The 21,624-nt window shown below is 73.9% G+C and carries 23 protein-coding genes; 13 read left to right on the top strand and 10 right to left on the bottom strand.

What is annotated here, in order from left to right; genetic code table 11:
* Nucleotides 1-200: cupin domain-containing protein (locus ACZDWJ_RS00360; protein ID WP_463518921.1), on the bottom strand; the 200-nt coding region annotated here is incomplete at its 3' end.
* 125 nt (nucleotides 201-325) lie between these two features.
* Here ACZDWJ_RS00360 and ACZDWJ_RS00355 point away from each other — a divergent pair.
* Nucleotides 326-799: an anthrone oxygenase family protein gene (locus ACZDWJ_RS00355; RefSeq protein ID WP_463518920.1), complete on the top strand. Its 474-nt coding sequence runs from the start codon at nucleotides 326-328 to the stop codon at nucleotides 797-799.
* Nucleotides 800-809: 10 nt separating this feature from the next.
* Here ACZDWJ_RS00355 and ACZDWJ_RS00350 read toward each other — a convergent pair whose 3' ends face one another.
* The 5 genes from ACZDWJ_RS00350 to ACZDWJ_RS00330 form a co-directional block, all read right to left on the bottom strand.
* Nucleotides 810-2,111: an MFS transporter gene (locus ACZDWJ_RS00350; protein WP_463518919.1), complete on the bottom strand. Its 1,302-nt coding sequence runs from the start codon at nucleotides 2,109-2,111 to the stop codon at nucleotides 810-812.
* Nucleotides 2,112-2,189: 78 nt separating this feature from the next.
* The gene (locus ACZDWJ_RS00345) at nucleotides 2,190-3,596 is read right to left on the bottom strand and encodes a cytochrome P450 (RefSeq protein ID WP_463518918.1); all 1,407 of its coding nucleotides are present in this window, start codon (nucleotides 3,594-3,596) and stop codon (nucleotides 2,190-2,192) included.
* Between the two features lie 131 nt (nucleotides 3,597-3,727).
* Nucleotides 3,728-4,717, bottom strand: coding sequence for an alpha/beta hydrolase (locus ACZDWJ_RS00340; protein WP_463518917.1), 990 nt, complete (start codon nucleotides 4,715-4,717; stop codon nucleotides 3,728-3,730).
* A complete protein-coding gene (locus tag ACZDWJ_RS00335) occupies nucleotides 4,714-5,352 on the bottom strand; it encodes a TetR/AcrR family transcriptional regulator (protein ID WP_463518916.1) in 639 nt (212 codons plus the stop codon). The genes ACZDWJ_RS00340 and ACZDWJ_RS00335 overlap by 4 nt, the downstream gene beginning before the upstream one ends.
* Nucleotides 5,349-6,686 carry an NAD(P)-binding domain-containing protein gene (locus tag ACZDWJ_RS00330; protein ID WP_463518915.1) on the bottom strand — a complete coding sequence of 446 codons (1,338 nt, stop codon included), beginning with the start codon at nucleotides 6,684-6,686 and terminating at the stop codon, nucleotides 5,349-5,351. The genes ACZDWJ_RS00335 and ACZDWJ_RS00330 overlap by 4 nt, the downstream gene beginning before the upstream one ends.
* Before the next feature lie 173 nt (nucleotides 6,687-6,859).
* Here ACZDWJ_RS00330 and ACZDWJ_RS00325 point away from each other — a divergent pair, with 173 nt between their 5' ends.
* A complete protein-coding gene (locus tag ACZDWJ_RS00325) occupies nucleotides 6,860-7,471 on the top strand; it encodes an ACT domain-containing protein (protein ID WP_463518914.1) in 612 nt (203 codons plus the stop codon).
* A 39-nt stretch (nucleotides 7,472-7,510) separates the two neighbouring features.
* On the opposite strand, the gene ACZDWJ_RS00320 is transcribed toward ACZDWJ_RS00325, so the two are convergent.
* Nucleotides 7,511-7,954, bottom strand: coding sequence for a nitroreductase family deazaflavin-dependent oxidoreductase (locus ACZDWJ_RS00320; RefSeq protein ID WP_463518913.1), 444 nt, complete (start codon nucleotides 7,952-7,954; stop codon nucleotides 7,511-7,513).
* Between the two features lie 95 nt (nucleotides 7,955-8,049).
* Between ACZDWJ_RS00320 and ACZDWJ_RS00315 the strand changes: the two genes are divergently transcribed.
* The 8 genes from ACZDWJ_RS00315 to ACZDWJ_RS00280 all read left to right on the top strand — a co-directional run bounded on the left by ACZDWJ_RS00315 (nucleotide 8,050) and on the right by ACZDWJ_RS00280 (nucleotide 14,493).
* Entirely contained in the window at nucleotides 8,050-8,985 is a 936-nt protein-coding gene (locus tag ACZDWJ_RS00315) for a 1,4-dihydroxy-2-naphthoyl-CoA synthase (protein WP_463518912.1), read from the top strand.
* 152 nt (nucleotides 8,986-9,137) lie between these two features.
* A complete protein-coding gene (locus ACZDWJ_RS00310) occupies nucleotides 9,138-10,112 on the top strand; it encodes an ADP-ribosylglycohydrolase family protein (RefSeq protein ID WP_463518911.1) in 975 nt (324 codons plus the stop codon).
* 59 nt (nucleotides 10,113-10,171) lie between these two features.
* On the top strand, nucleotides 10,172-11,116 hold the full coding sequence (locus tag ACZDWJ_RS00305; RefSeq protein ID WP_463518910.1) for a hypothetical protein: 945 nt from the start codon (nucleotides 10,172-10,174) through the stop codon (nucleotides 11,114-11,116).
* Nucleotides 11,113-11,943, top strand: a complete 831-nt coding sequence (locus ACZDWJ_RS00300) for a hypothetical protein (protein WP_463518909.1) — start codon at nucleotides 11,113-11,115, stop codon at nucleotides 11,941-11,943. The genes ACZDWJ_RS00305 and ACZDWJ_RS00300 overlap by 4 nt, the downstream gene beginning before the upstream one ends.
* Complete coding sequence (locus ACZDWJ_RS00295) at nucleotides 11,940-12,608, top strand: ABC transporter ATP-binding protein (protein WP_463518908.1); 669 nt, start codon at nucleotides 11,940-11,942, stop codon at nucleotides 12,606-12,608. The genes ACZDWJ_RS00300 and ACZDWJ_RS00295 overlap by 4 nt, the downstream gene beginning before the upstream one ends.
* Entirely contained in the window at nucleotides 12,605-13,339 is a 735-nt protein-coding gene (locus ACZDWJ_RS00290; protein ID WP_463518907.1) for a hypothetical protein, read from the top strand. Before ACZDWJ_RS00295 ends, ACZDWJ_RS00290 begins: the two co-directional genes overlap by 4 nt.
* Before the next feature lie 70 nt (nucleotides 13,340-13,409).
* Entirely contained in the window at nucleotides 13,410-13,706 is a 297-nt protein-coding gene (locus ACZDWJ_RS00285) for a DUF4333 domain-containing protein (protein WP_463518906.1), read from the top strand.
* Between the two features lie 88 nt (nucleotides 13,707-13,794).
* Entirely contained in the window at nucleotides 13,795-14,493 is a 699-nt protein-coding gene (locus tag ACZDWJ_RS00280) for an NAD-dependent deacylase (protein ID WP_463518905.1), read from the top strand.
* 84 nt (nucleotides 14,494-14,577) lie between these two features.
* Here ACZDWJ_RS00280 and ACZDWJ_RS00275 read toward each other — a convergent pair whose 3' ends face one another.
* Nucleotides 14,578-15,342, bottom strand: coding sequence for a TetR/AcrR family transcriptional regulator (locus ACZDWJ_RS00275; RefSeq protein ID WP_463518904.1), 765 nt, complete (start codon nucleotides 15,340-15,342; stop codon nucleotides 14,578-14,580).
* A gap of 91 nt (nucleotides 15,343-15,433) precedes the next feature.
* Here ACZDWJ_RS00275 and ACZDWJ_RS00270 point away from each other — a divergent pair, with 91 nt between their 5' ends.
* The gene (locus ACZDWJ_RS00270) at nucleotides 15,434-17,605 is read left to right on the top strand and encodes an MMPL family transporter (RefSeq protein WP_463518903.1); all 2,172 of its coding nucleotides are present in this window, start codon (nucleotides 15,434-15,436) and stop codon (nucleotides 17,603-17,605) included.
* A gap of 86 nt (nucleotides 17,606-17,691) precedes the next feature.
* Here the strand turns inward: ACZDWJ_RS00270 and ACZDWJ_RS00265 are convergent, their stop codons facing one another.
* Nucleotides 17,692-18,582, bottom strand: coding sequence for a hypothetical protein (locus tag ACZDWJ_RS00265; protein WP_463518902.1), 891 nt, complete (start codon nucleotides 18,580-18,582; stop codon nucleotides 17,692-17,694).
* A 105-nt stretch (nucleotides 18,583-18,687) separates the two neighbouring features.
* Here ACZDWJ_RS00265 and ACZDWJ_RS00260 point away from each other — a divergent pair, with 105 nt between their 5' ends.
* A complete protein-coding gene (locus ACZDWJ_RS00260) occupies nucleotides 18,688-19,833 on the top strand; it encodes an acyl-CoA dehydrogenase family protein (RefSeq protein ID WP_463518901.1) in 1,146 nt (381 codons plus the stop codon).
* 108 nt (nucleotides 19,834-19,941) lie between these two features.
* On the opposite strand, the gene ACZDWJ_RS00255 is transcribed toward ACZDWJ_RS00260, so the two are convergent.
* The gene (locus ACZDWJ_RS00255) at nucleotides 19,942-20,274 is read right to left on the bottom strand and encodes an ArsR/SmtB family transcription factor (RefSeq protein WP_463518900.1); all 333 of its coding nucleotides are present in this window, start codon (nucleotides 20,272-20,274) and stop codon (nucleotides 19,942-19,944) included.
* Between the two features lie 102 nt (nucleotides 20,275-20,376).
* Between ACZDWJ_RS00255 and ACZDWJ_RS00250 the strand changes: the two genes are divergently transcribed.
* Nucleotides 20,377-21,600, top strand: coding sequence for an MFS transporter (locus tag ACZDWJ_RS00250; RefSeq protein ID WP_463518899.1), 1,224 nt, complete (start codon nucleotides 20,377-20,379; stop codon nucleotides 21,598-21,600).
* The last annotated feature ends 24 nt before the right edge of the window (nucleotides 21,601-21,624 follow it).

Genomic DNA, 21,624 nt, shown 5'->3' with positions numbered 1-21,624 from the left:
AACACCCCGAGGGTGCCGGCCGGCAGCGCCACCTGCTCGCCGTCGTCGTGCACGAGCCACGCGCGGCCGCGCGCCACGACGGTGAGGCTCACCGGCGAGCGGTCCTCGAGGCGGATCGCCCAGGGCGCGCGCAGGAGGCAGCGCAGCCAGAACGCCTCGCGGGCGCGGGGGCCGGCGAGCAGGTGCGAGAGCGGATCCATCGCCGTCATCGTCACCCGATCCGGCGCTGCGCGCCAGGGCGTCGCGCTCGTCCATGAGCCGAGCGCGCATGGCGGTGCGCGGCTCGCCGATGGTCGCGGCGTCCGTCCGTCGATGGACTGGGGGCATGACGACGCGCACCCTGCTCCTGACCCTCTCCGGACTGGCCACCGGCCTGCAGGCCGGCCTCTACCTCGCCTTCGCCGTGGGCGTGATGCCCGGCCTGACCCGGGTCGACGATCGGGCGTTCGTGGCGACGATGACCCGCATCAACGTGGTGATCGTGAACCCGATCTTCCTCGCGACCTTCTTCGGCGCGCCGCTGCTGGCGGTGCTGGTGGCCGCGCTGGGACGCGGTGCGGCGCCGCGGGGGCTGCTGATCGCCGCCGCGGTGCTGGCGGTGGCGACCTTCGTCGTCACGGTGGGCCTCAACGTCCCGCTCAACGACGCTCTGGCCGCTCACGGCGAGGGCGCCGAGGCGCTGGCTCGGGCCCGATCGGAGTTCGAGGGGCCGTGGACGGCCTGGAACGTCGTCCGGACGCTGACCTCGACCGCCTCGCTCGGGCTGCTGCTCGCGGCGCTGGGTCGGGCGTCGGCCTGATCCCTGGCGCTCAGGCCTCTCTGGTCTGGCCTGCCTCGGCCGCGGCGATGCGACCGGCCTCGGCGTAGGGGTCGGTGCGGGCGTCGTAGCGCCAGAAGTCGCGCAGGACGGCGGCGGTGCCGGCCACGCCGACCACGCACGCCAGGCCGCCGCTGGTGACCGCGCCGCGCACCGACCACAGGTCGGCGGTGAGGCCCGCGCGCACCTGGCCGCCGATCGGGCCGACGGAGTACGACAGCATCTCGATGCCGGCCAGGCGGCCGCGGATCGCCTCGGGGATGGTCTGGTTCCACACCGTGGCCCGGAAGATGCCCGAGATCATGTCGGCGCCGCAGCTGAGCGCCAGGCACACCGCGACCAGCCAGATCGACGGCATGACGCCGGCCAGCGCGACGCACGCGCCGTAGGCCATCGCGGCCAGCACGATCGCCCGGCCGTGGTGGTGCACCCGCGCCGTCCAGCCCGAGAGGGCGCTGGCCACCAGGGCGCCGGCGGTCTCGGCGGAGTAGAGGAGCCCGAGCAGGGCGGGCTGGGCGAAGACGTCCTCGGCCAGCGCGGGGAAGAGCACGACGGGCGCGGCCAGCAGCATGGCGGCGATGTCGACGAGGTAGGTGCCGAGCAGGTCGCGTCGGCCCACGGCGTAGCGGACGCCCTCGAGGATGCCGCCGAGGCTGGGCGGGGTCGTCTCGCCGCGGTGCGGGTGGCTGCCCATCGCCCGGTAGAGCAGCGTCGCGCCGAGGAGCCCGACGACGTCGATCGCGAAGCACCACGCGACGCCGACGCTCACCGCCAGCAGGCCGCCGGTGGCCGGGCCGATGAGCGCGCCCAGGTGCATGCCCAGGCTGGTGAGGGCGGACGCCGCCGGCAGCTGGTCGTGGGCGACGACCCGCGGCAGCAGCGCCTCGCGAGATGGCCGCTGCAGCGCCGAGGCCGAGACGAGCAGGCCGGCGATGACGAAGATCGCCGCGACGCTGGGCTCGTCCCGGAAGGCGTTGACGGCCAGCGCGGCGGTGAACACCGCCTGGGCGACGCCGGTGCTGATGAGGAGGCGTCGTCGGTCGACGTGGTCGGCCAGCGCCCCGCCCCAGAGCCCGAAGACGATGAGCGGCACCAGCTCGACGACGCCCACCAGGCCGACCGCGAGGTTCGAGCCCGTGAGCGCGTAGACCTGGAACGGGATGGCGACGTAGGTGATGGTGCCGCCGAGGTAGAACACCGTGCCGGCCCAGAACAGCAGCCGGAAGTCGCGCGAGGTGCGCAGCGGGGTGGTGTCGACCCGCACCGACCTCAGGCGTTCGCGCAGGCTCCCCACGAGGGGCGATGCTCCCCCGTGCGGGCCTGCGTCGGCAAACGACTTCCGGGTCGACTCGTGCGAGATCCTCGGGGCGGGCTACCGGGCGCGGACCCGGATGCGGGCGCCGTGCTTCGGGACGCTGGTGATGTTGCGGACGCGCGGGACGTCCTCGCCGAGCGCGGTGACGTCGAAGCGGCGCAGCACCTCGCGCAGCACCACCGAGCCCTCCATCTGGGCGAACCCCGCGCCGATGCAGCGGCGCACGCCGCCGCCGAACGGGATCCAGGTGTTCGCGGGCGGGTTGTGGCCCAGGAACCGCTCGGGGTCGAAGCGGTCGGGATCGGCGTGGTTGGAGTCCTTGCTGTGGGCGATGATGATCGACGGGCCCACCGTCGCGCCCTTCGGCAGGCTCCAGCCGGCCACCGTCGCCGGCTTCATGAGCGTGCGCACCACCATCGGGATCACCGGGTGCAGGCGCATCGACTCCTTGAGCACCGCCTCGAGGTAGGCCAGGCCGTCGGCGGCGTCGTCGCCCTCGGCGTCGGCGGCCTCGAGCGCACGCTGCAGCAGCTCCGGGTGGCGTCCGAGCTCGTGCAGCGCCCAGGCCAGGCTGGTGGCGGTGGTCTCGTGGCCGGCGAGCAGGAGCGTGACGAGCTGGTCGCGCAGCTCGGTGTCGTCGAGGCTGCCCTCCTCCTCGTCGCCGACCAGCATCAGCCGTGAGAGCACGTCGGTGCGCTCGGCGAGGTCGGGCGCCAGGCGGCGCTCGCGGATCTCGGCGTAGATGAGGCGGTCGAGCTCGACCTGGTTGTCGACCGTGGCCTTCCACGGCCCGAAGCGCTGCAGCCGCGGCGCGCCCCAGCCGAGCAGGACGATGGGGGAGATGTCGACCGTGGCGTTCACCCGCGGCCGCAGCGCCGCCAGCCGGGCCTCGTCGGTGACGCCGAAGACGACCCGCAGGATGACCTCCAGCGTCAGCCGGTTCATGCGGTCGAGCGACCCGAACGACTCGCCGTCGCGCCAGCCCGCGACCTCCTCGACCGCGACGTCGGCGACGAGGTCGGCGTAGGCCCGCAGCGCCTGGCCGTTGAACGCCGGCATCAGCAGCCGACGGGCCCGCTTGTGCTGCGAGGAGTCCTGCAGCAGCAGCGAGTGCTCGCCCATGATCGGGCCGAGGATGCCGTTGGCCTTGCCGGCGTGGAACACCTCGGGGTCGCCGGCGAAGATCTCCCGCGCGTCCTCGGGGCGGGTCAGGAAGACCAGCGGCCGCCCGCCCGGCAGCAGCCGCACCGTGAACGCGTCGCCGTAGCGCCGCTGCAGGTAGGCGTGGAACCGGTGCCGGTAGCGCAGCAGCGCCATCGTCTGCACCGCCGCCGGCCACCACGGCCCCGGCGGCAGGCCCTCGGACGACACCTTCCCGAGGCCGTCCGGCCGGGTCATGCTCATCCGCTCGAAGCGCTCGGCGGTGAGCGGGGCGGTGTCGGCGTCGGGCTGCACGGCGGTCATGGCCCGACCCTAGGCCGCGCCCCGCCGTCCGGCATCCGACCGCGGGCGGAATCGGGCGGCGTGAGAGCTGTGGCGGCCAGCCGCCAGATCTTTCGGTTGGCGTTCGAAGGTTCGAACGCCAACCGGAAGGTTCAGCGGCCAGCCGCCGAAGCTTCGGTCCCCTCCGCCCCCAGCACCCGCCGCAGGAATCCCACCTGATGGGACACGACGGCGTCGAAGCAGGGGCCGCCGGGCCAGACGTCGAAGTGGTCGCCGGGGTAGTGGCGGACCAGGGCGCGGGCCTTGACGGCGGCCTTGGCGGCGGCGTGCGGCGGGGCGCTGCGGTCGAAGTCGGCGATCTGCACCAGGGCCGGGCAGCGGACGTCGCCGGCCTGGCGGATCGGGCGGTGGCCGCCGAGCTCGAGGCCGACGGCGGCGTCGACCTCGTTGCGCCAGGTCGGGCCCGCGAGCGCGAGGTAGGCGTCCTTGGCGCCGGGCAGGGTGAGGGCGCCGGGCCGGCCGGGATCGGCGACGACCGGCAGCATCACGGGGCCGCGGACGCGTCCGAGCGCGCGGGAGGCCAGTCCCGCGCCGGTGGAGCGCAGCAGCGACGACGGCGCGTGCTGGCGGGCGGCGAGGGCGCCGGCGGCCCAGCCGTCGACGAGCGGGGTGAGGGAGACCAGGGCGGCGACGTCGTCGCGTCCCGCCGCGGCCGCGAGCACGTGGCCGCCCGAGAGCGAGACGCCCCAGAGCACCAGGCGACGCGGGTCGACTCCCGGCAGGGCCGCCGCGGCGGCGAGGGCGGCGCGATAGTCGGCCAGCTGGCCGGCCATCGACACCGTCTGGCGCGGGACGCCGTCGGAGTGGCCGAAGCCGCGGTAGTCGAAGGTCAGGACGTCGAGACCGGCGGCGGCCAGGGCGCGGGCGAACGGCTCGAGACCGGAGTCCATCGTGCCCGCCAGGCCGTGGGCCATCACCACCACCGGACGCCCGGTGCCGGCGTCGAGGTCGGCGGCGGTGGCCGCGGCCGCGGGGAAGTGCCAGCCGGCCAGGCCGTCGCCGAACCGCACGTCGTGTCGGGCGGAGGTCCGGGCAGCGGTCCGGGCAGCGGTGGGGGTGTCGGTGGGGGTGTCGGTGCTCATCGGGTCTCCTCCGGGTGCGATCCGTAGACCGTCGCCAGCCACACGTGCACGACGCCGGCGACGAGCTCCTCGCGGTCCAGCGGTCCACCGAGGGCCAGCCGCTCGAGCATCCGGTCGTTGAGCTCGAGCAGCACGCGGGCGAGGGTGGTCGACGCCGGCCCGGCCGGCGCGCGTCCGGCCGCCCGCTCGGCGTCGACGAGGTCCGCGACGACCGGCACGAACGACTCGCGGTCGGCGTCCCAGAGCTCGCGGACGGGCGCACTCCCGGCGCGGGCGTCGAGCATCGCGCGGAAGAGGTGGCGGTGACGCTCCCAGGCGTCGAAGAGCCCGCGCACCATCGCCTCGATCCGCGCGGCGGGGGCGCCGTCGCCGGTGAGGAGGTCGGCGGCGGCGAAGGACTCGTCGTACATCTCCTCCATGAGCGCGGCCACGGCGGCGGCCTTGTTCTCGAAGTAGAAGTAGAAGGCCGAGCGGGTGACGCCCGCGGCGCGGGAGATGTCGGCGATCGAGATCGACTCCAGGCTGGAGTCGTGGAGCAGATCGTCGAGGGAGCCGAGCAGGGCGGCGCGCCGCTGGTCGCCCTTGGACGTCGAGCCCGCCGAGCCCGCGACCGGCGCCGTCGTCGAGCCCGTCATGCCGGCACCGCCGCGGCCCGGCGCATCCCGGCGGGCAGCTCCTTGGCCCGCAGGTCGTGCTCGTAGACGAAGTAGTCGAGCTGCTGGGTGTGCCGGGGCCGGTCGAGGACGTGGCCGGTGTAGCGCTCGTGGTCGGCGTCGATCACCGCCTCCATCTCCGCGACGTCGGGCAGCGCGTAGCGGCCGACGGCGTAGGCCGCCAGCAGCCGGGTCTGCGCCTCGACGAAGGGGAACAGCGTCGGCGTGGCCTGGGCGAAGCCGATGAAGGCGAGGTCGTCGAGGCCGGGCTTGAAGATCCGCTTGAACAGGCGGATGTGGTTGTCGGGGGCGCTGATGAGGTCCTCGTCGAAGAAGGGGAAGGTGATGTCGTAGCCGGTGGCGTAGACGATGACGTCGATCTCGGTGCTGGTGCCGTCCTCGAAGTGCACGGTGCGCCCGTCGAGGCGCGCGACGTTCGGCTTCGGGGTGATGTCGCCCGAGCCCAGCCGCAGCGGCAGCTCGACGGACTGCGTGGGGTGGGCCTCGAAGAACTTGTGGTTGGGCTTGGGCAGGCCGTAGAGCTCGGGGTTCGAGCCGGTCATGAACTGCATCTTCTGCACCAGCCAGCGCTGCCACGACAGCGGGAGGTGCGGGGAGGTGACGAAGTACTTGTCGGCCGGCAGCCCGTAGGCGTACTTCGGGACGATCCAGGCGCTCGAGCGCGTCGAGAGCGTCACCTCGTTCTGCAGCGAGCGGCTGGAGAGCTCGACGGCGATGTCGGCGGCGGAGTTGCCCAGCCCGACGACGAGGATGCGGCGGCCCTTGAGGTGCAGCGGCTCGGTGGGGTCGACGTAGTGGTGGGAGTGGAACGACTCGCCGGTGAACTCGCCCGGGAACTGCGCCAGGCGCGGGTTCCAGTGGTGGCCGTTGGCGACGACGAGGAGGTCGAAGCGGCGGGTCTCGCCGGACTGCAGCGTGAGGTCCCAGCCGCCGTCGGGGAGCCGCTCGGCGTGCTCGACGCCGTTCTCGAACTCGATGCGCTCCTTGAGGTCGAACGCGGCGGCGTAGGACTCCAGGTACTCCTTGATCTGGGTGTGATGGGGGAAGTCGGGGTAGTGCTCGGGCATCGGGAAGTCCTTGAAGGACAGCCGGTGCTTGGAGGTGTCGATGTGCAGCGAGCGGTAGGCGCTGCTGTGGCCGTTGGGGTTGCCGAAGGCCCAGTTGCCGCCGATGCGGTCGGAGGTCTCGAAGCAGGTGTGCTCGACGCCGTAGTCGCCGAGCATCTTGATGCTGGTGAGCCCGCTGATGCCCGCGCCGATGACGGCGGTCCGGGGCCGGGTGGTGAGCCTGCGCATCGCGGCGCCTCCGATCGTCGGGTGTGACCGGGGACACGGTAGGGAGCAGAATTGACAGGCGTCAACAGTGGGCCGGCGAGGGTGCTCGGCGTCCGGGACCGTGCTCGGGACCTTGGTCCGGACCTGGTGGACGGCGCAATGCCGGTGTCACACGACGGGTCTAGGGTCGTCCCGTGCCCTTCCTGCTGCGTGTCGAGCTGCCCGACGTCCCCGGTTCGCTGGGTCGCCTCGCCTCGGCCATCGGTCTGGCGGGCGGCGACATCGAGGCCATCGAGATCGTCGAGAAGCGGCCCGACGGCACCGCGCTCGACGACGTCCTCCTCGAGGTCCCGCAGGGCACGATGCCCGACTCCATCGTCTCGGCGTGCCACACCCTCGACGGCGTGCGCGTGGTGTGGATCAGCCGCTACCACGCCGGCGGCAACCTCTTCCTCGACCTCGAGGCCGTCGAGGAGCTCACCGCCAACCCCGACCAGGCCCTCGACCGGCTCGTCGAGCTGGTGCCGGTGGTCTTCCGCGCCGACTGGGCCGCGCGCGTGCACCGCGCCGACGGCATCGTCCACGCCACCCCTGCGGCGCCCGAGGAGCTCGACTTCGTCGAGATCCTCGACCGTGCCGAGCGCCTCGAGGTGCCGGGCGACGAGGAGACGATCTACGCCGGCGCGCGCATCTCGGGCAACGAGCTGCTCGTGCTCGCCCGTCGCGGCGGCCCGGAGTTCCTCGACTCCGAGCTCGCGCGCATCGGTCACCTGGCCGGGCTGGCCACCACGATCAACCGGCCGTAGTCGGCGGCCGACCGGCGGCCCCCCGGCCGTCGTGCGGCGTCAGGCGCGCTCGAGCAGGAAGACCGGGATCTCGCGGTCGGTCTTCTCCTGGTACTCCGCGTAGGGGGAGTAGACGGCGACGGCGCGCTCCCACCACTCCGCGCGCTCGGCGCCCTCGGCGACGCGCACCCGGTAGGTGTGCTTCTCGGCGCCGTCCTGGAGATCGACCTCGGGGTGCTCCACGAAGTTGCGGTACCAGGCGGGGTGCTCCGGGGCGCCGCCCTTGGAGGCGACGGCGGCGTACACGCCGTCCTTCTCCACCCGCATCACCGGGTTCTTGCGCAGCCTCCCGCTCTTGGCGCCCACCGAGGTGATGACGACGATCGGCCACTCGGGGTGGTCGGGGAGGGTGTTGGCCTCCGCGCCGTCGGTGGCCTCGTAGGTGGCGACCTGGTCGCGCACCCACTTCTCGGGGCTGGGCTCGTACTCGCCGGAGAGGGTCATGCCCGCCACAACACCACCCGCGGGTCCCGGTGTTCCAGGACCGCTGGGGTGGGCCGCGGCGCCCGCCGCCGTGCTGGCGGGCTAGCCTCGCGGCCATGAGCGCGATCGACGGCGTGTCGGACACCTTCGACCCCGAGGCCTGGGACGTCGTCCCCGGCTTCGAGCACCTGACCGACCTGACCTATCACCGGGCCCGCGCGCACGGCACCGTCCGCGTCGCCTTCGACCGGCCCGACGTGCTCAACGCCTTCCGGCCGCGCACGGTCGACGAGCTGCTCACCGTCCTCGAGCACGCGCGCACCAGCGGCGACGTCGGCTGCGTGCTGCTCACCGGCAACGGCCCGAGCGAGAAGAACGGCAAGCACTCCTTCTGCACCGGCGGCGACCAGCGCATCCGCGGCAAGGCCGGCTACCAGTACGAGACCGACGGCCACGACGACGCCGGCGCCCCGCCGAACCCCATCGACAAGGCCCGCCTGGCCCGCCTGCACATCCTCGAGGTGCAGCGGCTGATCCGGTTCATGCCGAAGATCGTCATCTGCGTCGTCCCCGGCTGGGCGGCCGGCGGCGGCCACAGCCTCCACGTCGTCTCCGACCTCACCCTCGCCAGCGCCGAGCACGCCCGCTTCAAGCAGACCGACGCCGACGTCGGCTCCTTCGACGGCGGCTACGGCTCGGCCTACCTGGCCCGCCAGGTCGGCCAGAAGTTCGCCCGCGAGATCTTCTTCCTCGCCCAGGAGTACTCCGCCGAGGACGGCGTCCGCATGGGCACCGTCAACCGCGCCGTCCCGCACGCCGAGCTCGAGGCCACCGCCTTGGAGTGGGGCCGCCTGATCAACGGCAAGTCCCCCACCGCCCAGCGGATGCTGAAGTACTCCTTCAACCTCATCGACGACGGCCTCGTCGGCCAGCAGCTCTTCGCCGGCGAGACCACCCGCCTGGCCTACATGACCGACGAGGCCCAGGAGGGACGCGACCAGTTCCTCGAGAAGCGCGACCCCGACTGGTCGCCGTACCCCTGGTACTACTGAGCCGGCGGCCGCGGCAGAAGTTCCCCGGCTGACCGGGGAACTTCTCATTGGTCAGGGGAAGTTGGGGCCTCTGACGCCCAAGTTCCCCTGACCAATCGGTCCGTCCTCCACAGGACGCCGGTTCCGTCGGCGGCGGATGGCAGGCTGCGGGCATGGCCCTCACCGACGTCCAGCGCGACCGTGCCCGCGGCGCCGTGCTCGCCTCGGCGGCCGGCGACGCCCTGGGCGCGGCCTACGAGTTCGGCACCCGCGCGCTCGGGCCCGAGGGGCCGCGGATGCTCGGCGGCGGGCTCGGCGACTTCGCGCCGGGGGAGTGGACCGACGACACCACGATGGCGTGGGCGATCCTCGACGTCGCCGCAGCCGGGCCGGGGGCGGGCGTCGCGCTCGGCGCCGAGGAGGCCCTCACCGCCATCGCCCGACGCTTCCGTCGCTGGTACGACACCGGCCCCGCCGACATCGGCAACCAGACCCGCAGCGTCCTGCGCGAGGCCGGCCCCGAGCCCACCGGCGCGACGCTGATGGCCACCGCGGCCGACCTCCACGCCCGCACCGGGCACACCGGCGGCAACGGCTCGCTCATGCGCACGGGCCCGGTGGCGCTGGTCTTCCTCGGCCCCGACGACGCCCCCGCGCTCACCACCGCGGCCCGCCGCATCAGCGCGCTCACCCACGTCGACCGCCAGGCCCAGGACGCCTGCGTGCTGTGGTCGCACGCCGCGCGCCACGCGATCCTCGACGGCGAGCTCGACGTCCGCGTCGGGCTGCCCCACCTCGAGCCCGCCGATGCCGCCGCCTGGACACGCCTGATCGAGGACGCCGAGCAGCACGAGCCCGAGCGGTTCCGCCCCAACGGCTGGGTCGTCACGGCCTTCCAGGCGGCGTGGTCGGCCATCGTCCACGCGCCCGTCCCCGCCGACGATCCGCCGCGCCACCTGCAGGACGCCCTGGCCGTGGCCATCGGCATCGGCGACGACACCGACACCGTCGCGGCCATCGCCGGCGCCCTGCTCGGCGCCCGCTGGGGAGCCGACGCCGTCCCCTCGGACTGGCGCGCGATCCTCCATGGCTACCCGGGTCTCACCGGGGATCAGCTCGTCGCGCTCGTCGACCGCGTCCTGGGCTGACGTCCGCCGGCCGGACGCGGCGGAGCCCGCAGGCAAAAGCAACTAAGTTGCTCGACATCATGTCCATCGCCGACCCTCCCCGTCTCCACCGCGCGCCCTTCGCCGGCCTCGCGCCGGCGCCGCCGGTGACGCGTGGCGCGACGCCGCGGCGTCGTCCGCAGCGGACGGCTGCCCTGCTGCTGGTGGCGCTGGGGGCGGCGATCCTCGCCGGCGTGATCGGCTCGGGGCTCTTCTCCACCGTCGCCGGCGGCCAGCAGATGCTCGACGCCTTCCGCCCCCACCTCGACCGTGACGCGCTCGCGCGCTACGACGCCGACGTCACCACCCTGCGCTCCGGGGCTCGGGCCGCGCAGCAGGATCCTGCGCTGCAGCGCGAGCTCGCCGGCGTCCGGCAGTGGGCGGCGGCGTCCGGTCCCATCGACGCGCGGGCCCAGGGGCTGCTCGATCGCGTCAGCGCCGCCGAGCCCGACTACCGCGCCGCCGACTCGATCAGCGGCTTCGACCGCGCACCGCTCCTGCTCGCCGCCCTCGGCCTGGCCGCGGTGGTCGCGGGCGTGGCGCTCGCGCGGGGCGTGCGCGGCGGTGCGGCGACGGTCGCGATCCTGCTCGGCCTGGCCACCGCCGCCTACCCGCTGGGCAGCGGCCTGTGGGGTGGGGCCGCCAGCACCGAGCGGCTGGTCACGGCCTTCGCGCCGGTGATGCGCGAGCAGCAGGTCGTCGCCCTGCAGCAGGACTTCGTCGTCATCGTGCAGGCCGTCGGCCAGCTCGACGCCCGCGGCGACCGCGCGTCCCTGCCGCCCGCGCTGCGACGGCTGGTGGCGCAGTGGCCCGCGATCTCCTCCGACCTCGCCGGCCTCGTCGGCACCGTCAACGACGAGCGGAGCCGCTACGAGGCCCTCCGCGACCTCCCCGATCTCGCGCTCGTGCCCGCAGGCCTCCTCGGCCTGGGCCTCGGCACGGCCGCCCTCACCCTCGCCGCGCTCCCCAGGAGGATCCGCCGATGACCCGCCCCGCTCCCCGTCGACCCCGTCGAGCCCGCCGACTCGCCGCCGCCCTCGGCGTCGTGCTCCTCGCCGCGCCCCTGGCCGCCTGCTCCGGCGGCGACGACGCCTCGTCGGCCTCCGACCAGCGGCTCGTCGGGCTGTTCCGGCTCGACGCCGGGAAGGTCTCCGGCGGGAAGGTCACCGGCACCTGGTTCAAGATGGTGCAGATCGGCGGCACCGCCGCGAAGGGCCCCTACATGGTCAACGGCGACTCCCAGGCCGACGGCGGCCAGACGACGCTGCTCGCCCCGGGCACCTCCGGCGGGTTCCGCAGCGCGGGCTACCAGAGCCAGCCGAAGCCGGCCTTCGCCCGCAACGGCGACTCCCGCTCCGCCGCCATCACCGAGCCGACGGGGTTCTTCGGCGTCCGGTTCTCCATCTCCACCAACGCCGTCGACCCGCAGACCCGCACCGCGGTGGCGCCGCCCACCGTCCGCCTCGTCGACGGCCGGCTTGAGGCCGACCTCTCGTCGTGGGCGGCGTCGTGGAACAACCAGGACTTCAACCAGGGCGCGCCCAAGCCGGTCACCAGCACCGGCGCGAAGGCGCCCGGCCTGGCCAAGGCCGAGAAGGTGTGGGACTGGGTGTCGGGCACCTACCTGGAGGCCTCCGCGCCGGCCGACGTCACCGGCAAGCCCGCCACCGGCACCTACGACCCGAAGACCCGGCGGTTCACGCTGGAGTGGACCAGCAAGATCAGCGGCGGGCCGTTCAACAACTTCACCGGCCTGTGGCACCTCGAGGGCACCTTCGAGCCCGACTCGGCCGCCCCGAAGGACGCCGGGTGAGCATCCGCGTCCGCGGAGCGTCGCGGACGCTCGAGGGCGTCACGATCCTCGACGACGTCGCCTTCGACGCCCGGCCCGGGCAGGTCACCGCCCTGCTCGGCCCCAACGGCGCCGGCAAGTCGACGCTCCTGCGCGCCCTCGTCGGGCTCGACCGGCTCGACGCGGGGGAGGCCCGCGTCGACGGCTCCCTCGGCGCGCTGCTCTCGCCCGACGCCGTGCATCCGCGGCGCACCGCCCGCGACCACCTGCGGGTCCTCGCGCTGGCGGCGGGCCTGGAGACCTCGCGGGCCGACGTCGTCCTCGAGCTGGTGGGCCTGACGCCGGCCGCCGACCTGCCCGCCCGTCAGCTCTCGCTGGGCATGCGGCAGCGGCTCGGCCTGGCCACCGCGCTGCTGCCCGACCCCGACGTGCTGGTGCTCGACGAGCCGCACAACGGCCTCGACGCCCACGCGATCCGCTGGCTGCGCGAGGCCCTGCGGACCCTGGCCGAGGACGGCCGGACGGTGCTGCTCTCCAGCCACCTCCTCGGCGAGGTGGCCGCGGTGGCCGATCGCGTCGTCGTGCTGCACGCCGGGCGGGTCGTCGCCGACGAGGAGGCCGCGACGTTCGCGGCGCGCACCTCGGTGGAGGAGCGCTACCTGGCGCTGGTGGGGAGGCCCGCATGAGCGCGGTCGCCGCGGAGGCGCTGAAGGTCCGCACGGTCGCGGGCCTGGTGGTGGGCGCGATCGCGGCGACGCTGCTGCATCCGCTGGCCAGCCTGCTGGTGGCCACCAGCGGCGGCGTCGCGGACGCCGAGACCCTGACCGCCGCGAGCGGCACCGGCGTCCTGGCCGGCCTCCTGGTCTGGGGCGTGTGGGCGGCTGCCGCGGTGGCGGGGGAGCACCAGCACGGCACGATCGGGCCCAGCCTGCTCGCCGTCGGCGGCCGGAGGCGTCTGCTCGGCGCCCAGGCCGCGACGCTGGCCGCGATCGCCGCCGCGGGATCGCTGATCGGCGCGCTGCTCGCGCTCGGGCTGGTCCGGGCGGCGCTGCCGGGCGGCGTCCACGACCTCGGTGCGGTCTGGCGGATCCTCGCGGTGCCGCTCGTCGCTGCGGCGGTGGCCGTCGGCGGCGTCGCGATCGGCGCGCTGGTGCGCAGCATCGGCTCGGCCGCGGCGGTCGTCCTCGCGGTGCTGCTGGTGCCGCGTGCGGCAGCCGGGCTGCTCGGGCCGCTGCAGCCGTGGGTCGTGGGCTCGAGCCCGGGAACCGTCGTCGCCCGGATCCTCGGACTCGCCGGCTCCTCGGCCGACCAGCGCTTCCCCGGCGGTGCCGGTGTGGGCCTGGTCGCGCTCCTCGTGGTGTCGCTGCTCGTCGCGGCGGTGGCCGGCATCGTCGGCGGTCGACGCTCCGCCGTCTAGGCAAAGTCTTGCGGAATCCGCAGCGGTGGGCTCCCTGGACTGCTGAGATCGGCGTATGCGCCTTCGAATCATGACCATCCCGACCTCCGTGGCCGCCCTGGCCCTGCTGGCCGCGTGCAGCGGCTCGGTGGAGGTCGGCGCCAAGTCCGTCGACGCCTCCGACGTCGAGGACCAGATCTCCTCCCAGGCCAGCCAGACCCCCGAGGACGTCAGCTGCCCCGACGACCTGGAGGCCAAGAAGGGCGCGACCCTCACCTGCACCGCGACCTTCGACGGCACCGACTACGACGTCACGGTCACCGTCACCTCCGTCGCCGACGGCAACGTGAAGTTCTCCATCGAGCAGGGCGACCCCACCTCCGAGTGACCCCTCCCGCGCCGTGAGCGCGCGTCCGCAGGTGACCGACCTGCGGGCGCGTTCGCGTGCCGGGGGTCACAGGGCGTAGGAAGGACCCATGAAGGTCGTCGTGCTCACCGGTGCCGGGATCTCCGCCGAGAGCGGGGTCCCCACCTTCCGCGACGCCGACGGCCTGTGGGTCGGGCACCGGGTCGAGGACGTCGCCACGCCCGAGGGCTACGAGGCGCACCCGATGCTGGTGCAGCGCTTCTACGACGAGCGCCGCTCCTCGCTGGCCGGCGTCGAGCCGAACGCCGCGCACGTCGCGCTGGCCCGGCTCGAGGACGTCCTGGGCGACGACCTGCTGGTGGTCACCCAGAACATCGACGACCTCCACGAGCGCGGCGGCTCGACGCGCCTGATCCACATGCACGGCGAACTGCTGCGCGCCTGGTGCCGCGCCTGCGACGCCCACGTCGCCTGGACGCGCGACCTCGCCGACCTGCCGCCGTGCCCGTGCTGCGGCGTCACCGAGCTGCGTCCCGACGTGGTGTGGTTCGGCGAGGTGCCCTACCAGATGGACCGGATCATGGCCTCCCTCGCCGAGGCCGACCTCTTCGTCTCCGTCGGCACCTCCGGCGCGGTCTACCCCGCCGCCGGCTTCGTCCAGCAGGCCACCCGCTTCGGCGCCCGCACCCTCGAGCTCAACCTCGAGCCGAGCGAGGGCACGCTGTGGTTCCAGGAGGCCCGCCACGGCCCCGCCTCCGAGCTGGTGCCGGCGTGGGTGGACGAGGTGCTGCTGGCGGTCACGCCCTGAGGGGCGGCTTCCCCGGATGTCCGGGGAAGCTGGACGTCGTCAGGCGAGGTCTCCCCTGACGACGTCCGGTTCTCCCTGACCTGATCAGCCCGTCGGACGCAGCCCGGCGCGGGTGACCTCGAGCAGCCGGTCGACGTCGTCGGCCAGGCCGAGGCGCGGGAGGAACTCGCGCAGGACGTCGAGGAACATCTCCCCGCTCTCGATGACGCGGGGGTCGAGGTGGCCGAAGACCTCGAGGGCGACGACGCCGTAGAGCCGCATCCAGCCCTGCATGTAGACCCAGATCAGGCCGCGATCGGCGTCGGCCAGCCCGTCGACCTTGGCCGGGATCACAGGGTCGAGGACGGCGTCGCGGATCGCCGGCGGCAGCTCCTCGAGCGCCGGCACGGGGAAGCGTCGAGCCTCCCAGACCGCGCGCAGCTGGTCGGTGAAGAGCAGCCCGGAGCTGGCGAGGGTGAGCAGGTCGCGACGCGCGCAGGCCGAGTCGGCCACCGGGTTGGCGAAGACCAGACCGAACTCGCGGGGGCTGGCCAGGGCCCACTGCCGGAAGCCGGTGACCGACGCGCACAGCCGGGCGGCGGGGTCGTCGGCGGGCTGGGCGTCGGCGAGGGCGGCGAACCGCTCGGTGGCGGCGCGGTCGATCTCGAAGGCGACGAGGTCGACGAGCTCCTGATAGCTCCCGACGTAGCGGTAGAGCGCGGGCGCGGTCATGCCGATCCGTGCGGCGACCGCCCGCAGGGACAGCTCGGCGTCCTCGGCGAGGAGCGCGCGGGAGGCCTCGACGATCTCGGTGAAGGTCTGCTCGCGCTGCCGCTCGCGGCGGGTCGGTGCGGCGGTGGTGGTGCTCACATTCCTCCTCGAGACGGTTGCAAGGAGAGTTTACACCGTTTACGGTTAACGCTGTTCACAAGTCTGATGGGGTTTCACGAGAGGTGTCGTCATGGAGCGTTGGGCAGCACTGGTCGCCCGCCGGGCCGGAGCCGTGCTGGCGCTCGGCGTCCTGCTGACGGTGGTCGCGGCGGCGTTCGGGGCCGGGGTGTTCGGCTCGCTCTCCCAGGGCGGGTTCGACGACCCCGGCTCGGAGACCGCCCGGGAGCAGCGCGCCGAGCGCGCGCTGTTCGGCAACCGCACCGTCGACGTCGTCGCCGTCTACTCCGACGCCGACCGCACGGCCACCGATCCCGCCTTCCGCCGCGCGGTCGAGGACGTCGTCGCCGATCTGCCGGCCGACGCCACCACCGCCGTCGTGCCGTACTGGAACGACCCGGCGCTGGTCAGCCGCGACGGCCACCACGCGCAGGTGCTGATCTCCTTGGCCGGCGACACCCAGAACGAGCAGCTCGAGGCCTACGACGAGCTCCGCCCGGCCCTCGAGGCCCGCGGCCTGACCACCGACGTCGCGGGCTCCTTCGCGGTCTACCACGACGTCAACGAGCGCACGAGCGAGGACCTCGAGCGCGCCGAGCTGCTGACGATGCCGCTGGTGATCCTGCTGGCGCTGCTGATCTTCCGCAGCGTCGTGGCGGCCCTCATGCCCGCGCTCGTCGGGCTGGTGGCGATGGTCGGCGCGCTGGCCGTCGTCCGGCTGATCACGCTGGTCACCGAGGTGTCGGTCTTCTCGGTCAACGTCATCTCGCTGCTGGGCATCGGCCTGGCCATCGACTACGCGCTCTTCGTCGTCTCCCGCTTCCGCGAGGAGCTCGCAGCACTCCCCGACGGCCCCGACGCCGTGCCGCTCGCGGTGCGCCGCACCCTGGCGACGGCCGGCCGCACCGTCCTCTTCAGCGGCCTGACCGTGGCCGCCGCGATGGCGAGCCTGCTGATCTTCCCGCAGGGCTTCCTGCGCTCGATGGGCTTCGGTGGCATGGCCGCGGTGCTCGTCGCCGTGGTCGCCGCCCTCACCGTCCTGCCCGCCACGCTGCGCCTGCTGGGCCGCCGGATCGAGGCCGGCCGCCTCCCGGGCCGCCTGGGACGCCGTACCGACCCCGCGCAGGACGGCGCCCGCTGGGAGCGCCTCGCGCACGCCGTGATGCGCCGGCCGCTGGCCGTCGTCGCCGTGACGGCCGTCGTGCTGCTCGCCGTCGCCTCGCCGTTCCTCGGCGTGCGCTGGGGCAGCGTCGACCACCGCGTGCTGCCCTCCGACGCGCCCTCGCACCAGGCCGCGCAGCTGATCATCGACGAGTTCGGTCCCGAGACCTCCACCGCCTCGGTGCTGGTGCGCGGCGGCTCGCCCGACGCCGTCCGCACCGTGAGCGCCGCCGCCCGCGCGGTGCCCGGCGTCGGCGACGTCACCACCGTCGCCGCCCAGGGCGACGCCACGCTGCTGCGCGTCACGTGGGCCGGCAACAGCCAGTCCGAGGCGTCCCAGCGGATCGTCCGGGACCTGCGCGACCTCCCCGACGACGGCGCCTCCGTGCTCGTCGGCGGGCTCAGCGCCGACACCGTCGACCTCATCTCCTCCGTCGGCGCCCACCTGCCCTGGATGGCGCTCATCGTCGCCGGGGTGATGCTGGTGCTGCTCTTCCTCGCCTTCGGCTCGGTGGTGCTGCCGGTGAAGGCGGTGCTGATGAACCTCGTGTCGATCTCGGCGTCGTTCGGCGTGATCACGTGGGTCTTCAGCGACGGCCACGGCGCGGGCCTCCTCGGCTTCACCAGCCAGGGCTTCCTCGACGCCACCAACCCGATCCTGATGCTGGCGATCCTCTTCGGCCTCTCGATGGACTACGAGGTCTTCCTGCTCTCCCGCATCCGCGAGGAGTGGGACGCCACCGGCGACAACACCCGCGCCGTCGCCGTCGGCGTACGTCGCACCGGCCGCATCATCACCAGCGCCGCGCTGCTGCTCGCCGTCGTCATCGGCGCCTTCTCCACCAGCGGCATCGTCTTCATGAAGATGCTCGGCGTCGGCATGCTCGTCGCGCTGCTGATCGACGCGACCGTCGTCCGAGCCCTGCTCGTCCCGGCGACCATGCGGCTCCTCGGACGCTGGAACTGGTGGGCGCCCGCCCCGCTGGCCCGCTGGTGGGAGCGGCACGGCTTCCGCGAGGAGTCGGCGACCACTCCGTCCGAGGCCGCCCCGGACGTCCGGGTGACGGCGACCTCTGGGAGCTGATCAGGTCAGGGAGAACTGGACGTTGTCGGGGGAAGCCTCCCCTGACGACGTCCAGCTTCCCCGGACATCCGGGAAGCTGCCCCGCGCTAGGCCCGGCGGACGCGCCCGGCGACGACGCCGACCAGCGCGACGACCACCGCCCCGACGAGGCCGGCGAGCAGCAGGTGCCACAGGCCGTCGGAGAGGGCGCCCCAGAGGGCGGAGGCGAGGGTGCGGCCGCTGGCGGTGTCGGCGGAGTCGTCGATGCCGGCGGTGGCCAGCGCCACCAGGGGCAGCGTGAGGAGGACGGTCAGGGCGCTCAGCACGCCGACGCGGCGCAGCATCCGGGGCCGGTCGACGGCGCACAGCAGTGCGAGCAGCAGGACGACGCCGGTGAGCGGCGGCAGCCAGGTGCGGGCGTCGTCGAGGGCCTGGTAGCCGGTGCGGGCGGCGTCGAGGTCGCCGTCGGAGGCCAGCGTGATCGAGGCGTCGGCTGGGACGGCGTCGGCGGCGAGGGTGAGGTCGGGACCGTCGGCGGCGATGCGCTCCAGTGCCCGCTCGAGGATCGGCCGCAGGTCGAGGCGGACGTCGGTGCCGCGATCGCTGGCCAGCGCGCGCACGAGCTCCTCGTGGAAGGTTCGGTGCGCGGCGCGCCACAGGCCGGGGAAGGCCTCGGAGCGGACGACGACCAGCGCCGCAGCCCGCACTGCCGAGCGCACGGCGGTCCGCGCGGCGCCGCCGGCGTCGAGACCCTGGGAGCGGAGGTACTGCTCCAGGGCCGCGGCGCTCCCCGGGACCTCCACCTGGGCGGCGGCGACCTCGCCGACGCGCTCGGCGACGGCGTCCTGCACGTCACGGCGCTCGGCCAGGGGTGCGACGGCGGCGACGTAGCGGTCGGTGTCGGAGACCGTGCCGCTCCACGTCGCGACCAGCGCGAGCGGGAGCAGCAGGGCGCCGACGACGGCCAGGAGGGTGGCGGCGGAGCGTCGCAGGACCATCCGACGAGCCTGCCAGAGCGGGCCCAGGAGCAGGCCCGGACGCAGGGTCGCGGATGGTGCGGACCACGGGGACAGATCCGGTTACCGGCTAGTAGGCTGCGGCCCATGAAGCGTGAGATCTACGACGAGGACCACGAGGCCTTCCGCAGCAGCGTCCGTGAGTTCCTGGAGCGCTCGGTCATCCCCCACGTCGAGGAGTACGCCGCCAACAAGGCGATCCCGCGTGAGTTCTGGCTCGAGGCCGGCAAGCAGGGCTTCCTGGGCCTGGAGATCCCCGAGGAGTACGGCGGCGCCGGCGCCGGCGACTACCGCTTCAACGCGGTGGCCGCCGAGGAGATGAACAAGGTCAACGCCGCGCTGGGCTCGTGCTGGGGCATCCACGCCGACATCACCGCGCCCTACATCGTGGCGCTGGGCACCGAGGAGCAGAAGAAGCGCTGGCTGCCCGGCGTCGCCGCGGGCGAGATCCTGCTGGCCATCGGCATGACCGAGCCGTCCGGCGGCTCCGACCTCGCCGCGCTGAAGACCACCGCCGTCAAGGACGGCGACGACTGGGTCATCAACGGCTCGAAGACCTTCATCACCAACGGCTACTCCGCCGACATCGTCGTCACCGCCGTGCGCACCAGCCCGGAGAAGAAGGCGCGCGGCATCACGCTGTTCGCGATCCCCTCCGACGCTCCCGGCTTCAGCCGCGGCCGCAAGCTCGACAAGGTCGGCCAGGACGAGTCCGACACCGCCGAGCTGTTCTTCGAGAACGTCCGCCTCGGCGACGACCACATCATCGGCGAGCTCGACGGCGGCTTCATCCACATGATGCAGAAGCTCCCGCAGGAGCGTCTGGGCTGCGCGATCTCCAACATCGCCCACGCCAAGCAGATCCTCGTCGAGACCCTGCAGTACACCAAGGACCGTCAGGCCTTCGGCGTCCCGATCGGCACCTTCCAGCACTCGAAGTTCCTGCTGGCCGAGCTGTTCACCCAGATCGAGGTCTCCGAGGCCTACCTCGACCAGTGCGTCATCGCCCACGACAAGGGCGAGCTCACCCCGGTCGACGCCGCCAAGGCGAAGTGGTGGACCAGCCAGATCCAGAACGACGTGCTCGACCACTGCGTCCAGCTGCACGGCGGCTACGGCTTCATGAACGAGTACCGCGTGGCCCGCGCCTGGCGCGATGCCCGCGTCTCGAAGATCTGGGCCGGCTCCAACGAGATCATGAAGGAGCTCATCGGCCGCGACCTCGGCCTCTGACCTCCGGCATCACAGCATCAACAGCACCAACAGCACGACGCCCCCGCACCTGCGTGCGGGGGCGTCGTCGTCTCTCGGCCCGGGGGCCGGGTGCCGGAAGTCGGGGGGTCAGTCCTCGGAGGCGAGGATCGCGCGGAGGACGCCGGGGTGGCGCTCCTCGACGTCGTCGAGCCGCAGCCGCTGGGCCGGCTGGCCGCCGGAGGTGGCCGGGACGATGACGCCGGCCTCGCGCAGGGTCTTGAAGTGGTGGGACGCCGTCGACTTGCCGATGCCGTCGTAGAGGGTGCCGCACGGGGCGGGGCCGCCGGCGGCGTGGAGGCGACGCACCATCGTCAGGCGCACGGGGTCGGCGAGCGCGGCCAGCACCTGCTGGAGGCCGGCGACCGGAGCGGGCGTCGCCTCGGGAGCGGTGGTCGTGACGGCGGCGTGCGCGTCGGACATCTGTGGGGTCCCTCACCTTCGGTTCGAGATTGATCGAACCATGGGGTAGCGTCCCCGATGTTCGATCACCGTCGAACCTACCACCGTCTCGGAGGAGTGCCGATGTCCGCCTCGCCCGCCCCCGCGCAGGCCCAGCACGGCTCGCAGTCGTGGGCCTACCCGCTGCTCGTCACGCTGCTCGCCGTCTCCCTGGGCGTCTCCGGCGCACCCGCGCCGCTGTACGGCGTCTACGAGGAGCGCTGGCACCTCGCGCCGCTCACCACCACGGCGGTCTTCGCGGTCTACGCCGTCGCTGCGCTCGGCGCGGTGCTGGTCGCCGGCCAGGTCAGCGACGCCTACGGCCGCAAGCCGCTGCTGCTCGGCGCGGCCGCGGCGATGGTGCTGGGCCTGGTGGTCTTCATGACCGCCGACGGCGTCGGCGCCCTGCTCGTGGCCCGCGGCCTGCACGGTGCGGCCGTCGGCACGGCGGTGGTCGTCGGCAGCGCTGCGCTGCTCGACCTGCGTCCCGCGCACGGGGCGCGCACCGGCCAGCTCACCGGCATCGTGTTCAACGTCGGCATGGCCGTGACGATCCTCGCCGCCAGCCTGCTCGCCCAGTTCGGCCCGCACCCGCTGGTGACGCCCTACGCGGTCGTCGCGGTCGTCGTGCTGGCCCTGCTCTGCGGGGTGCTGGCGATGGCCGAGCCCCACACCGCCCGCGAGCGCGGCGCCCGGGTGCGGCTGACCCGTCCGAGCGTCCCCGCGCACATCGCCCCCGACTTCCGCTTCGCGGTGCTCGGCGTCATGGCCGCGTGGTCGGTGCTCGGCGTCTACCTCTCCCTCTTCCCCGGCCTGGCCGGCCAGGAGACCGGCATCCACAGCCTCGCCTTCGGCGGCATCGTCGTCGCGGCGATGGCCGGCTCGGCGGCCGTGAGCCAGGCCTTCGGCGGCCGCGTGGTGGCCCGGCGTGCCGCGATCGTCGGCGACATCGGCACCGCGATCGCGCTCGGGCTGGGGGTCCTGGCGCTCGACAGCCACCACGCCTCGGCCGTGCTCGGCGCGGCGGTCGTCATGGGCCTGTGCTTCGGGCTCGGGTTCGGCGGCTCGCTGCGCCACCTCGGCTCGGTGGTGCCGGCCGGGCACCGCGGCCAGGTGATGTCGGCCTACTACCTGCTCGCCTACGCCGCCCTCGCCGTCCCGACGCTGCTGGCCGGCTGGGCCGCGACGATGTGGGGCCTGGCGGCGGTCTTCCCCTGGTTCGCGCTCGGCGTCGCGCTGCTGTGCCTGACCGCCGCGGCCCAGGGCGTGCGCGCCGCGGCCTCCCCCGCAGCGGTGAACGCGGCCTGAGCAGAGCGGCCGCCCATGGCGGGT

It is taken from the genome of Nocardioides sp. B129/18 (genome assembly GCF_055282735.1).
Note: the sequence above shows the minus strand (reverse complement) of the source record. Positions and strands in the feature narration are given on the sequence as shown.

Coding starts and splice junctions, on each gene's coding strand:
- ACZDWJ_RS00355 (WP_463518920.1), top strand. CDS start 326: ATGACGACGCGCACCCTGCTCCTGACCCTCTCCGGACTGGCCACCGGC.
- ACZDWJ_RS00345 (WP_463518918.1), bottom strand. CDS start 3,596: ATGACCGCCGTGCAGCCCGACGCCGACACCGCCCCGCTCACCGCCGAG.
- ACZDWJ_RS00340 (WP_463518917.1), bottom strand. CDS start 4,717: ATGAGCACCGACACCCCCACCGACACCCCCACCGCTGCCCGGACCGCT.
- ACZDWJ_RS00335 (WP_463518916.1), bottom strand. CDS start 5,352: ATGACGGGCTCGACGACGGCGCCGGTCGCGGGCTCGGCGGGCTCGACG.
- ACZDWJ_RS00330 (WP_463518915.1), bottom strand. CDS start 6,686: ATGCGCAGGCTCACCACCCGGCCCCGGACCGCCGTCATCGGCGCGGGC.
- ACZDWJ_RS00320 (WP_463518913.1), bottom strand. CDS start 7,954: ATGACCCTCTCCGGCGAGTACGAGCCCAGCCCCGAGAAGTGGGTGCGC.
- ACZDWJ_RS00315 (WP_463518912.1), top strand. CDS start 8,050: ATGAGCGCGATCGACGGCGTGTCGGACACCTTCGACCCCGAGGCCTGG.
- ACZDWJ_RS00310 (WP_463518911.1), top strand. CDS start 9,138: ATGGCCCTCACCGACGTCCAGCGCGACCGTGCCCGCGGCGCCGTGCTC.
- ACZDWJ_RS00305 (WP_463518910.1), top strand. CDS start 10,172: ATGTCCATCGCCGACCCTCCCCGTCTCCACCGCGCGCCCTTCGCCGGC.
- ACZDWJ_RS00300 (WP_463518909.1), top strand. CDS start 11,113: ATGACCCGCCCCGCTCCCCGTCGACCCCGTCGAGCCCGCCGACTCGCC.
- ACZDWJ_RS00290 (WP_463518907.1), top strand. CDS start 12,605: ATGAGCGCGGTCGCCGCGGAGGCGCTGAAGGTCCGCACGGTCGCGGGC.
- ACZDWJ_RS00285 (WP_463518906.1), top strand. CDS start 13,410: ATGACCATCCCGACCTCCGTGGCCGCCCTGGCCCTGCTGGCCGCGTGC.
- ACZDWJ_RS00280 (WP_463518905.1), top strand. CDS start 13,795: ATGAAGGTCGTCGTGCTCACCGGTGCCGGGATCTCCGCCGAGAGCGGG.
- ACZDWJ_RS00270 (WP_463518903.1), top strand. CDS start 15,434: ATGGAGCGTTGGGCAGCACTGGTCGCCCGCCGGGCCGGAGCCGTGCTG.
- ACZDWJ_RS00265 (WP_463518902.1), bottom strand. CDS start 18,582: ATGGTCCTGCGACGCTCCGCCGCCACCCTCCTGGCCGTCGTCGGCGCC.
- ACZDWJ_RS00260 (WP_463518901.1), top strand. CDS start 18,688: ATGAAGCGTGAGATCTACGACGAGGACCACGAGGCCTTCCGCAGCAGC.
- ACZDWJ_RS00255 (WP_463518900.1), bottom strand. CDS start 20,274: ATGTCCGACGCGCACGCCGCCGTCACGACCACCGCTCCCGAGGCGACG.
- ACZDWJ_RS00250 (WP_463518899.1), top strand. CDS start 20,377: ATGTCCGCCTCGCCCGCCCCCGCGCAGGCCCAGCACGGCTCGCAGTCG.